We start from the raw sequence: 12,945 nt of genomic DNA on the forward strand, positions 1-12,945 counted from the left end.
GAAGTGGCGTCCCCTAGGGGATTCGAACCCCTGTTACCGCCGTGAAAGGGCGGTGTCCTAGGCCTCTAGACGAAGGGGACGCAAAAAATATTTAATAAATCAAATTGACCTACTAAGTATATCCGCATAAGAAAATAAGACACTTCGAATCTTAAATTCACCTTCTACAGATTGTTTTATCAATCTGATTTGACTTTTGCCAAAGTCATTGGCTTGGAAAACCAAACCGTAAGAATTCTGGTGGAGCTATGCGGGATCGAACCGCAGACCTCTTCGCTGCCAGCGAAGCGCTCTCCCAGCTGAGCTATAGCCCCAGAACCTGCTTCCTTGAGCGACCTTACTCGTTGAAAGCGAGGCGAATTCTAAGCAGGGTGCCCATCAGAGTCAACAGTTTTTTTGTATAAAAACGTAAAAATAACAAAAAATGGGGTTAAGCGATTATTAATTCATCGCTTTGTTGTTTTTTTGGTTGGCCCTATCGATATCGGCGGCTATTTTAGCAGATCAAAACCTCAGTAATTCGAGTTTTTTAACCAACAGATCATGAATTTTTGAAGTCTCATTGTACGTTGCAGCAATGACATGGGCTAACTCACCAATTTTGCAGGGTCTATCCCCCTGCAATATAAGCTAAATGTATCGCTATAATGCAAAGCCGCACATATATAGGTAGAAATCCTCATCGGATTATCGCTACAATGGCAATGCGCAAATACGTAACCACGCAAACAAAAAAGACAATTTTCTTGTGAAGGTCTGATATAGCTCCTATAACTATGTATGCAAAAACCTTAATTATTATTTTTCTCCGCCGGTCTTATTTTGCGCAGTATTCTTGGCTCCAGAGGTAACTGAAGATTTATGCGCTTACAAAAATTAAATGTAGTTGCCATCGGCGGTGGCCATGGCCTTGGACGAGTCCTCTCTACCCTATCCTTCCTGGGCGATCAATTAACTGGCATTGTCGCGACAACCGATAACGGTGGTTCTACCGGAAAACTTAGAAAGCGAACCAGCTCTATTGCCTGGGGTGACTTACGTAACTGCCTAACCCAATTGGTCGAACCCGAATCCGTTGGCAACCAATTATTCAATTTCCGCTTTGACGGCAACGATGAACTCGGTGGGCATAATCTTGGCAACCTTATTTTATTTGGTTTAAATGAGATCCAAAGTCGACCGCTCGATTCCATTAATCTGATTTCCAGATTGTTGCGTGTTAAAACGAAGGTCTATCCAATGTCTGAAACACCAACCGACTTACTCGCCTTTTATGAACACGGTCGATGTAAGGTAGGTGAGATTTCTGTTGATGATATGCCGTCAATGCCTAACAAACTGATGTTAGCGCCGTTGGTCAAATCCATTCCTGAGTGCTTGATTGCCATCGAAAATGCGGATTTAATTATCCTTGGTCCGGGTAGCTTTCTTACCAGTGTGGTACCGCCACTACTGGTCAATGACCTGCGTAACGCCATTGAAAGGCGAACTGGGCAATGTGTATTTATTGATAATATTAATCAGGAAGACAGCCCAGCTGGCAAACTTTTGTTAGATGATAAATTAAATTGGCTTGAAAGTAATTTGGGTTGCTTACCAATCGATACGGTCATCACTCCGGATAGTGAGGCAACATCGAGTAAGGTAAATGTTGTTTGCAGAGCGTTAAATGATGCCGAGCAAGGGGACTATCACGATAAAAAGCTGTTATTAGCGGCACTTGAAGACTGTGCAGGCAAACTATCCTTTGCATCATCCGATGTAGTCAATGGCTAGCTAAGGCAATTCATCAGACACGATCAAAAAGCCCGGGACATTGTGTGCTCCGGGCTTTTTTAATGGCGCTGTCGCAATGATAAACTAACGCAGTTGAGATTATGCGTCGTCCTGACTAATACGGCTCGCGACTGCGCCTTTTTGATCTTTATATTTAGCATCATCACGTTTGTTATATGGACGGATCGCTTCACCAGACATGGTTTCAAAATTCAGCGCCGCGATTTTCATCTTAGGTCGTAGCGCCAATGGCAATTTACCTGAGTTAAAAAATTCCAGAACGATTTGGCCAGACCAACCCGGATCGATGCGGTGGGCGGTAACATGGACCATTAAACCGAGACGGGCTAATGACGAACGACCGTCTAACCAGCCAACGATATCCGCAGGCAATGTTACCGACTCATGGGTCACAGCAAGCGCCAGTTCTCCAGGGTGCAAAAAGAATGCATCGCCATCAGAAATATGGATTTCATCACTCATTAAGGTGTTCATCGCGTCTTGAACTTCCGCTTTCGGACCACTGAGATCAATATATGGCGCCGTATGATCTTCAAAAACGCGGAATTTATTGCCTAGGCAAATATCCACACTCACGCCGGAAATCATGCTTGAGTCAGGGCGAGGTTCAATACAAATTTTTCCAGCCTCTAATAGGGCTTCAATATCTTTATCACAAAGTCTCATGGCTTATTCTTCTATAATGCTCAAATTGGCAGTCGCAGGACTGCGCCAATCCAGTTGATAATACAAATCGCTTACAATGTTTGTGGCTATTCTACGGTAGATTTGGCTAATGTCACTATCTATATCGGCAAATACTGGTGAATTACCATGATCGGCCCCCTGACGAACCTCAAGATCCAAAGGGATTTGCCCAAGTAACTCGATCTCTCTTTCACCGGCTAGGTGCTCTGCCCCACCCTGGCCAAAAATATGTGACTCGTGCCCACAATTGCTACAAATGTGATAGCTCATATTTTCGACGACACCTAAAACAGGCACCTGAACTTTATCAAACATGCTGATCCCTTTGCGCACATCGATCAAAGCGATATCTTGCGGCGTGGTGATCATACAAGCGGCAGCAACTGGAACTTTTTGTGCCAGCGTTAATTGGATATCCCCGGTACCCGGTGGCATATCAATCAACAAATAATCGAGGTCATCCCAGGCGGTTTCATTTAATAACTGCGTAAATGCCGTACTAGCCATGGGACCACGCCAGATGCTGGCCTGAGAATCCGGAACTAAGAATCCAATCGACATTGCCGACAGACCCAAGCCATTTAATGGCAACATACGTTTACCATCTTCCGAACCTGGCTTTTGATCGCCAATGCCAAGCATTGTCGGTATTGAAGGACCATAAATATCGGCATCAAGTATTCCAACTCTGGCCCCCTCTTCTTGCAATGCCAAGGCGATATTAACCGCAGTCGTCGATTTGCCGACGCCGCCTTTACCCGATGCAATCGCAATAATGTTTTTAACACCACTAATATTATGCTGCCTGACAGCTTCCACCTGGACGTTCGCTTTCAGATCAAGATTAACATCGAGATCTTCAGCCATCTTTTCTATGGCAAGTTTTAATTGTGTAAAACAAGGAAATGCCAAGCAGACATCGACAAGGTAGCCATTCGAATTTTCAGTAACGTTTAGCTTTGTCAATACGTTCAATAAACCAAACGGAAAACACTTGCTGCGGTATTGCTTTATATAACTGCGGATTTCTTCTTCCATTTCTCCACCTTCTTGCAATAGGGTGCATTTAGGTACGAATACCTGCGGCTCAATACAATAAATTAACGCTTTGCTTCATAATAAGTGGCTTTTTCATCAATATCGATAATTATTAATGAAAAAAAGCCGCAAATTTTGTACTATCGCTGCCACGATTACCATTAAAAATTTAAATTCGGACAATGTCGAGTAATAAACGTAAAATCCTTGTCACCAGTGCACTTCCATATGCCAATGGTCCAATCCATTTAGGGCATCTTCTTGAATACATCCAAACCGATATTTGGGTGCGTTTCCAAAAAATGCGTGGTCACGAAACGTATTATGTCTGTGCGGATGATGCCCATGGCACGCCAATCATGCTAAAAGCTCAGCAGCTTGGAATAGCGCCAGAAGCAATGATCGAGCAGGTTCGTCAAGAGCATATGGCGGATTTTGCCGATTTCAATATCGAATTTGATAATTACCATTCAACCCACAGCGATGAAAACCGAGCATTTGCCGAAGAAATCTATCGTCGTCTGGATGCTAATGGCCATATTAAACGCCGTACTATTTCACAGCTTTTCGATCCCGAAAAAGAAATGTTTTTGCCGGATCGTTTCGTAAAAGGGACTTGTCCGAAATGTAAGAGTGAAGACCAAAACGGTGATAACTGCGACAATTGTGGCGCGACCTACTCACCAACCGATCTAATCAACCCAATTAGTGTGGTTTCTGGTGCGACACCAGTACTGAAAGATTCTGAGCATTACTTCTTTGATTTGCCTGCGTTTGAGCAAATGCTTAAAGACTGGACCCGCAGCGGTTCATTGCAGGAAGAGATGGCGAACAAACTCGCTGAATGGTTTGAGCAAGGTTTGCAACAGTGGGATATCTCCCGAGATGCCCCATATTTTGGCTTCGAGATCCCAGATGCACCAGGTAAGTTTTTCTATGTTTGGCTAGATGCCCCGATTGGTTATATGGGCAGCTTTAAAAACCTGTGTGACAAACAGGGCATCAATTTTGATGAGTTTTGGGAAAAAGACTCTGAAGCTGAGCTTTACCATTTCATTGGTAAAGACATCATCTACTTCCACAGCTTGTTCTGGCCGGCCATGTTAGAAGGCGCGAATTATCGCCAACCAACATCGGTATATGCCCATGGTTTCGTGACCGTTAATGGCACTAAGATGTCTAAATCCAAGGGCACCTTTATTAAAGGTCGCACCTATTTAGATCATTTGAATCCAGAATATCTGCGTTATTATTTTGCCGCAAAACTCACCAGTCGTATCGATGATTTGGATTTGAACCTCGAAGATTTTGCGCAACGAGTAAATTCTGACCTCGTCGGAAAACTCGTAAATATCGCATCACGTTGTGCCAGTTTCGTGACGAAGAAATTCGATGGGATTTTGATCGCAAACCCAGCAGACCAAGCGTTAGCTGACGAAGTTATGCACGCGGGTGATAGTATTGCCGCTCACTATGAAAATCGTGAGTTTGGTCGTGCCATGCGTGAAATCATGGCGCTAGCGGATAAAGTCAATGAATACATTGCTGTAAAAGAGCCATGGCAGTTAATCAAAGATGAAAACAAGCAACAGGAAGTTCAGGAGATCTGTTCTTTAGGCATCAACCTGTTCCGTATTTTGATGATTTATTTAAAGCCCGTCATCCCTGCTCTTGCAGAAAAATCTGCTCAGTTTCTAAATGATGAGCTTAGCTGGGAAGGCCATAAGGCACTGTTGAGCAATCACAAGATCAACAAATTTAAAGCGTTATTGCAACGCGTAGAAATGGATAAAATCAACGCTATGGTTGAAGATTCAAAAGAAAATTTAGCGGCTCAAGCCCAACAACCGGTAACGGGGCCGTTAGCTGATGACCCAATTGCAGATGAAATCAGCTTTGATGATTTCGCAAAAGTCGATTTGCGAGTGGCAAAAATCGTAACCGCTGAACACGTTGAAAAGGCTGATAAGTTACTACGCATTGAAGTTGATTTGGGTGGTGAAACCCGTCAAATTTTTGCTGGCATCAAATCGGCTTATCAGCCAGAAGACTTGATAGGTAAATTGACCGTTGTGGTTGCCAACCTAGCACCACGAAAAATGCGCTTTGGCATGTCCGAAGGCATGATCATTGCTGCAGGTCCTGGTGGTAAAGATATCTTTATCTTAAACCCAGACAATGGCGCCGAGCCTGGCATGCGCGTCATGTAATCGACAATCGAAATATACACAGGGACCTGTTTTTCAGGTCCCTTTTTTATGCGTTGTTATCAATTTCACCCTAGCATATCTCACGCCCCTTATTATCAAGACACCCACGATAAGCAAACCTTAGTATCGATTTAGCATAGCTCCCCCCTTACCTATCGAGACACCCATGTTAATAATTGACTGTGATTTGGAAAAGGTAGTTAACGCCTATCCATACAATAAATGGCTACATAGCTGCATTCAGACCTCGTTTGCTTATCAACCGAAATCAAGACACCCATATTAACGACTATTGGCGATTCCGGTAGAGACGGCCAAGAAGCTGACCAATTGTTAAAATAAGAATAAGACTGAAATCATGCCTTAAGACAGGGTGTTTATAGTTTTACAAGACGGTTAAGTCACGTAAAAGTATTAAAGGATAAAGAAAAGCGTTTATTGAAAAAGGAACTATCAAAGTCAAATATGCGCTCGGTGTTTATATTTACCTCTATTGCACATTTTCACTAACAGGTCCGCTTGTAATGTTAAGAAAATCGCAGTAATTAATTACTCCTATGTAACGGCAAAACATCTAACCAAATCTAAAAACCAAGAAATGGATTAAAGGCCATCGAAGCTCAAATCATTCGCAACCTGACTGAAATTCTTAGAGTATTATGGAGCCATGTCAATGATTCACGATTTATAATAAATTTCGTAGGCTCAGAGAATGCAGAAATGATAACTGTAAAAACAACTTTGTTTCTTCATTGTCCTATCAGATTCATCTTAAAGGTTAATATGGCCTAATAGAATCACAACATGTTTACTTAAAAAATCTTGTACTAGCGCAAATATTGCTCCGCCTTTCTCGGTTTTGAATTTCACAAAGATGAGTCAGAGATACGTTATTTCCCACAGGTCCTTTGAAGTGAAACTCGAACCGAGTCGCCAGACTCAGCCAATTACTTGATGAAATGTTTAAACGTGTCAGAATTTTCGGCACATCGTTGTCTAAATATCCACTATTCTTGTCTCTGATCACCCTACTAGTGAGATCCACTAAATTTAAGTAATCTTCGAATTTATACGGCAAGCCTGGAGCCATATCTTGATTTATGTCGCCGACAAACTTAATCAAAGGCTTAGGTTGCTCACCTTTCAAAGCTGACGAAACTCGCCTACGAATACTTGTATACAATGATGTTTCTGGCGTTTGGGCTAAACCGGCCCTTAACGGATTTAGATCAACATAGCTCATACAGGCAGCCAGAGCGGCTTCGTCTAATAAAGCTTGACTCGAAAAACGGCCTTCCCAGAATCGTCCTGTGCACTCATCTTCAGCGTTTGCCATCCTGGCAATTGGTTCATTTAATAATCGCATAAACCAGCTGATATCAAATAACCGATTCCGATAGGTTTTGATGGTATCGTTGAGCGTTGAAGCAAATGATTCCGAAATATGCCCATCTTCGATATATTGCTGGGTAATTAACGTACCTTTACACACCCTATGCCAACGATTGATTACCTCTATGTCATCTAATGCATCAGCTTTGCTTTTATCGACATGCAGAACAATATGGCAATGGTTTGTCATGACTGCATACGCGCAAATATCGATACAAAAAATTTCAGATAGGAATAGTAGTCGCCGTTCAACCCATTCGCGCCTGTGTTCAAAACTTTTATTAGTAAATTTGTCGTTTCCGCACAAAAATGCTCGACGCACACAGCGGCTAACACAATGATAATAAGCTGTTGCTTGAAGGCAAATCTGCCGATTTCTGGGTGTTGGCACAATTCCGCTCCTTGGAATTTAAATATAATTTGAGAATAGCTTTGCATGAAAACGGTGCCAGTCATTTTTTTAATGGAAATAGAATTGATTAGATTTAAGCGTGGGTGTCTTGGTAGCACAAGTGCTAAGTTGGGTGTCTCAATAGTCAAACACAGTACGATAGGATGGGTGTCTATATAAAGAAAAGCCCGCGTTAGCGGGCTCTGCATGCAATACTACTAGCTCATATGCATAAGCATTAAGTTTGGATTTTCCAGGAATGACTTCCATAAATTATTGAATCGAGCAATTGTCCCGCCATCAATAATCCGATGGTCTCCGGACCAACTGACTTGCATAATAGAGCGAGCCTGAACGTCACCATTGCTATCAAATCTTGGCAAAGTTTGCACCTTACCTAATGCAACAATGGCCACCTCTGGTTTATTGATAATCGGGGTTGCAACCGTACCACCTAATGCACCGATATTGGAGATACTGATAGTACCACCTTTTAAATCGGACGAAGAAACTCGACCTTCACGGGCATCTTTAGTTAAACGCGTGACTTCTTTAGCTACATCAACAATCGATTTACTCTGCACCTGTTTCACATTCGGCACTAACAAACCAATCTTGGAATCGACCGCCATACCAATATTGTGATCATCAAAATAAGTTAATTCCGTACAATCATCATTGGGTTGTGTATTCATTAGCGGAAATTCTTTAAGGGCCAATGACATAGCCTTAATAAAGAACGGCATCATCGTTAACTTAATATCTTGCCTGGCATATTCGTCTTTTACCGACTTGCGCAATGCAATCAAATCCGTCAAATCAATCTCTTCACAATAAGTAAAGTGCGGAATTGTAGTAACCGATGCGGTCATGGCTCTGGCCATTGCAGCTTTTACCCCTCGGATCGGTTCAACACGAGTATTCCCGTTTTTCCCAGAGAAACTTTCCTGAGATTCAGCCGCAACGGAGGCTGTTACTTCCCCGCCACTTTGAGCAAACTTAACAACATCTTGTTTAAACACTCGCCCTTTCGGCCCACTCCCCTGCACCAATTGAATATCAACCGACATTTCACGGGCAACACGGCGAACGGCAGGACTTGCCAAGGCTTTACCTTGTGTCACTTTGCCATTTGCAGCAGATGCTACCGAGGTATTGTCGACCTTAGCAGCAGGTTTAGCGTCGGCAGTCGGTTCAGAGCCTATCGCAGCACCAACAGACTCTTGATGTTCAATGGCAAATAATGGCGAATGTACTTTTGCAATATCACCCTTGCCATAATGAAGTTTAACGACTTTCCCTGCATATTTAGCTGGAATTTGAACCAGAGCTTTATCGGTCATAACATCGACAACGGCCTGATCTTCTTCAATAATATCGCCTTCATTGACGAGCCACTCTACAATTTCACATTCGACAATCCCTTCACCAATATCCGGCAGAATAAAGTCTTCGACGTGTGACGACGATAACGTCAAAGGTGAAGTCGCTACATCACTGGCGATTACGGGCTCTATCGCCGGCACATCACTAATGTTGTCAGAACCTGCATTAACATTTGAGTCATCAGCTTCCTGGGTCATTGCAAACAATGGCGAATGAACTTTAGCAATATCACCTTGCTTATAATAAAGCTTGTCCACGACACCAGAATACATGGCCGGGATCTGTACTAAAGCTTTGTCGGTCATAACATCAGCAACGGGTTGATCTTCTTCAATTCGATCTCCCTCATTTACCAGCCACTCGACCAACTCACACTCTACGATCCCTTCACCGATGTCCGGTAAGATAAAATCAATACTCATCACAACCCCCTAGAAATTCACTGAGGCCATAATGGCTTCAAACGTTTTTAATTCATCTGGCATATATTCTTTTTCATGTGCCAAAGGAAACGGTGTATCTAAACCACACACACGTGTTATTGGCGATTCCAGATGTAAAAAGCATTCTGATTGAATGGTCGCGGCAATTTCCCCGGCAAAACCACCCGTTAAAGGCGCCTCATGGTTAATCAATAACCGACCTGTTTTCATGACAGAGTTAGCAACGGTTTCCACATCCCAAGGTAAAATCGAGCGCAAATCAATAATTTCACAAGAGACACCTTGTTTTTCGGCCATTTTCGCCGCTTTTTCAAGAGTATCCATCTGAGCTCCCCAACCCAGCAAAGAGATATCGGAGCCTTGCGTAACAACTTCGGCTTTACCTAAAGGAATTTGATAATCTTCTTCAGGCACTTCGCCAACGGATGCGCGATACAATTTTTTCGGTTCAAAGAAAACCACTGGATTGTCATCACGAATCGATGCAAGCAACAACCCCTTAGCCTGGTATGGATTTCTTGGAACCACAATTTTCAGGCCCGGTGTATGAGCAAAATACGCCTCCGGCGACTGGCTATGATATAAGCCGCCGGCAATGCCGCCGCCATAAGGCGTGCGAATGGTGAGTTTGCCAACATCAAATTCGTTACCACTGCGATAACGAAATTTGGCAGTTTCATTAACGATTTGGTCAAAGGCAGGAAAGATATAATCTGCGAACTGAATTTCGGCAATAGGTAAACTACCTTGAGCCGCCAGACCATTGGCAAAACCGATAATCCCCTGCTCCGTTAAAGGCGTGTTAAAACAACGCGCTTTACCGTATTTTTCCTGAAGGTTACTTGTCGCACGGAAGACGCCACCAAAATGACCAACGTCTTCACCAAAACAGACGGCAGAATCATTCTCAGCCATCGCAATATCCAGCGCGCTATTAATCGCTTGTAATAAATTCATTTGCGCCATGGATTAAAATCTCCCTGCTGTAATTGGATAGGCGTCGGGGTATTTGCGAATATGCTCTTTTAATTGTTCAAGCTGTTTTTCAAGCGCCGGCGTTGGTTGATCATAAACATCCGTTACCAGCTCTTCGATGCCTGGTTTGGCAATTTTCTCCGCCACCTTCACCGCATTAAGCACATCTTCGCGAAGTTTTTCGAACAATGCCGTTTCTTGCTCTTCATCCCACCAGTTTTGACTTAACAGCCAATTTTTCATGCGAAGAATTGGATCATGGTCGGCCCATTTCGCCTCTTCTTCCCGTGTTCGATAACCGCTTGGATCATCGGAAGTCGAGTGAGCACCTAAACGGTATGACATAGCCTCAATTAACACGGGTTCGTTGTGTTCTATCGCATAGGAACGCGCCATCTGCGTGGCTTTTAACACCGCCAGAATATCGTTTCCATCGATACGCAGCGTTTTAATACCATAACCAACACCCCGTGATGCGATACCATTTCCTTTATATTGTTCATTAGACGGCGTGGAGATGGCATACCCATTGTTTCGACAGAAAAAAATCACTGGCGCCTTGTGTACTGCAGCCATATTCAATCCCGCATGAAAATCGCCTTCTGAGGCTGCACCTTCACCAAAATAACAAATCGTACAACGCTCTTTGCCCTGAAGTTTTTGGCCATAAGCATAACCTGCAGCTTGTGGGATCTGAGTACCTAACGGAGAAGAAATCGTCATATAGTGCAGTTCTTCGGAACCATAATGAATAGGCATTTGACGGCCTTTCCCGAGCTCCAGCTCGTTAGAAAACATCTGGTTCATGAATTGCTCTAAACGGAAACCACGATACATCAACGCACCTTGCTCTCGATATTGCGCCATGATCATATCTTCATCGTGCAACCCCGCTGCACTGCCAACACTGGCTGCTTCTTCACCGAGTGCTGCCATGTAAAAGCTCACTCGCCCCTGGCGTTGAGCCGCAATCATGCGCTCATCCAATACACGATGGAACGCTAGCGTTTGATAAATTTTGATGGCGAGGCTCTGATCAATCTCCGGTAAATCCGAACCTTGATAGACACTACCGTCCTGTTTGAGAATTTTGAGAATTGGGATATCGATGGAATGACCATCGATAAAATCGGCGCAATGCACTTCACGACTCGATTTATAGATTTCTGTATCCATAAGTGTCTCTTGTTGTCTGGCTTAATCCAATTGCTTACGTTTTAGTTATTTTAAAGGAGCGTAAAACACAGGCTCCTGGAAACAATGCAGCAAAGGTATTTGTAATTTTTAACTTAATTGCTGGCCACGATTATTATTTTTTGCCCAATAACACGTAAGTTTCTTGGTACTTACCAGTCGGGCTTTCGGCAAATTAGAGTCTTTATTCGACTCCAGACCGCGTGACTCCACCTTTTAAGGATTGCCAGAACTTTACAATCCGCCAATTTTACTTGCAATAAACCGCATGAATTAGCCATGTAAAGAGTCAGGTAAGTGGAAATTAAGGTTTACAGTTGAAGGGAAGGCCTGAATAAATCAGGCCGTCAGTTTGGCTGGAATTACGGTAAGTAAAGCGCGCTGGCCCAATGCAACTTCCGCATTAGGAAAGATGATTGCCTCACCTGGCAGAGAAATTTCGTGGGTGACATCACCATCGTTAGCAAGTACATAACCGATAGGGAAATCGGTAAAATTCTCGACATCATCGGCGAAATTAAGCGTAAAATTCTCTTGTGTTCGGTTTATGGTTTTATATATTTCAAAAAGGTTTAGTTCAGTGATATTAAATTCACCAAAATCAGGAGTATCTTCTGACAGTAACGCCCGCAATGTTTTATTGATTTGGCTAAAATCTTCCGGATTATTTTCACCAAATGGCCTGACCTTTCCAAGCTCAACCGTGAATGCATGGGCACAGCACTCATTTACCGAGAAATAACTAAACGTCGTTGTTGGGCTATTCGAAAGCAATATAGTATTTACGCCACTGGCATTGAGAAATTGCAGTTGTTGTTTGTTTCGAGGTTTACCATGACTAAACGGATAGACGGCAAACTTATCATTTTTAGAACCTCGTATTGCCGTGTGCAGATCATAGTGAAGGCGTTCGCGATCGTCGCCGATATTTCCACCTTGATCAAAAAAATCTCGGATATAATCTTCTAACGCCTTTGCTCGTCTGCGCTCCTGATTTACCAGACCAACATCATCGCTATGGGCGCCACTAAATAGACGATTGAGGTTTTCCTCAACAAAGCGGCTTCCTAAATTAATCGCCGGTGGATTACCAAAAAGAAATAGCACCCTCTGGCGCAACGTTAGTTGCCCATGCAATAACTCTTTAATGAGCTGTTGACAGATTTCTATCGGAGCCGTTTCATTGCCATGCACACCACAAGACAAAACTATGTCGCGCTTGGTTTTCTTATCTACCGGCTCAAAGCAGATCACGCCAGTATCGAGGACACTCACCTGAGTTTGCTGTGTTTGAGTGTTCAGGTAAAACGTAAAAGCCTGGTCGATCTGTTCAGGGTGTTCGCGTGTAAAAGAAAGAAAGTCGCCGCTTTCCAATAATTGTCGAGAAAAATCCGCCACGTTACATCGGTTCATCAAAAAAATGTTAATGGCA

The 12,945-nt window shown here is 43.2% G+C and carries 9 protein-coding genes and 2 tRNA genes; 2 read left to right on the forward strand and 9 right to left on the reverse strand.

Annotated elements, in window-relative coordinates:
* Positions 1–4: 4 nt before the first annotated feature.
* Positions 5–80: transfer RNA gene (locus FE810_RS00460), tRNA-Glu, on the reverse strand.
* Positions 81–238: 158 nt separating this feature from the next.
* Positions 239–314 (reverse strand) — tRNA-Ala (locus tag FE810_RS00465).
* Positions 315–861: 547 nt separating this feature from the next.
* Here FE810_RS00465 and FE810_RS00470 point away from each other — a divergent pair.
* Entirely contained in the window at positions 862–1,776 is a 915-nt protein-coding gene (locus tag FE810_RS00470) for a gluconeogenesis factor YvcK family protein (protein ID WP_138318068.1), read from the forward strand.
* Positions 1,777–1,875: 99 nt separating this feature from the next.
* On the opposite strand, the gene dcd is transcribed toward FE810_RS00470, so the two are convergent.
* Both dcd and apbC read right to left on the reverse strand, forming a co-directional pair.
* Positions 1,876–2,463 carry a dCTP deaminase gene (gene dcd / locus FE810_RS00475; RefSeq protein ID WP_138318069.1) on the reverse strand — a complete coding sequence of 196 codons (588 nt, stop codon included), beginning with the start codon at positions 2,461–2,463 and terminating at the stop codon, positions 1,876–1,878.
* 3 nt (positions 2,464–2,466) lie between these two features.
* A complete protein-coding gene (gene apbC, locus FE810_RS00480; RefSeq protein ID WP_138318070.1) occupies positions 2,467–3,522 on the reverse strand; it encodes an iron-sulfur cluster carrier protein ApbC in 1,056 nt (351 codons plus the stop codon).
* A gap of 182 nt (positions 3,523–3,704) precedes the next feature.
* Here apbC and metG point away from each other — a divergent pair, with 182 nt between their 5' ends.
* Positions 3,705–5,732: a methionine--tRNA ligase gene (metG, locus tag FE810_RS00485; RefSeq protein WP_138318071.1), complete on the forward strand. Its 2,028-nt coding sequence runs from the start codon at positions 3,705–3,707 to the stop codon at positions 5,730–5,732.
* A gap of 808 nt (positions 5,733–6,540) precedes the next feature.
* Here the strand turns inward: metG and FE810_RS00490 are convergent.
* The 5 genes from FE810_RS00490 to astE all read right to left on the reverse strand — a co-directional run bounded on the left by FE810_RS00490 (position 6,541) and on the right by astE (position 12,926).
* The gene (locus FE810_RS00490) at positions 6,541–7,515 is read right to left on the reverse strand and encodes a transposase (RefSeq protein WP_138318072.1); all 975 of its coding nucleotides are present in this window, start codon (positions 7,513–7,515) and stop codon (positions 6,541–6,543) included.
* Between the two features lie 218 nt (positions 7,516–7,733).
* The gene (locus FE810_RS00495; protein ID WP_138318073.1) at positions 7,734–9,323 is read right to left on the reverse strand and encodes a dihydrolipoyllysine-residue acetyltransferase; all 1,590 of its coding nucleotides are present in this window, start codon (positions 9,321–9,323) and stop codon (positions 7,734–7,736) included.
* Positions 9,324–9,332: 9 nt separating this feature from the next.
* Positions 9,333–10,310, reverse strand: a complete 978-nt coding sequence (locus tag FE810_RS00500; protein WP_138318074.1) for an alpha-ketoacid dehydrogenase subunit beta — start codon at positions 10,308–10,310, stop codon at positions 9,333–9,335.
* Positions 10,311–10,313: 3 nt separating this feature from the next.
* Entirely contained in the window at positions 10,314–11,495 is a 1,182-nt protein-coding gene (locus tag FE810_RS00505) for a thiamine pyrophosphate-dependent dehydrogenase E1 component subunit alpha (RefSeq protein WP_138318075.1), read from the reverse strand.
* A 357-nt stretch (positions 11,496–11,852) separates the two neighbouring features.
* The gene (gene astE, locus FE810_RS00510) at positions 11,853–12,926 is read right to left on the reverse strand and encodes a succinylglutamate desuccinylase (RefSeq protein WP_138318076.1); all 1,074 of its coding nucleotides are present in this window, start codon (positions 12,924–12,926) and stop codon (positions 11,853–11,855) included.
* Positions 12,927–12,945: the final 19 nt, after the last annotated feature.

The sequence above is a fragment of the Thalassotalea litorea genome, assembly GCF_005843925.1.
Taxonomy (GTDB): Bacteria; Pseudomonadota; Gammaproteobacteria; order Enterobacterales; family Alteromonadaceae; genus Thalassotalea_A; species Thalassotalea_A litorea_A.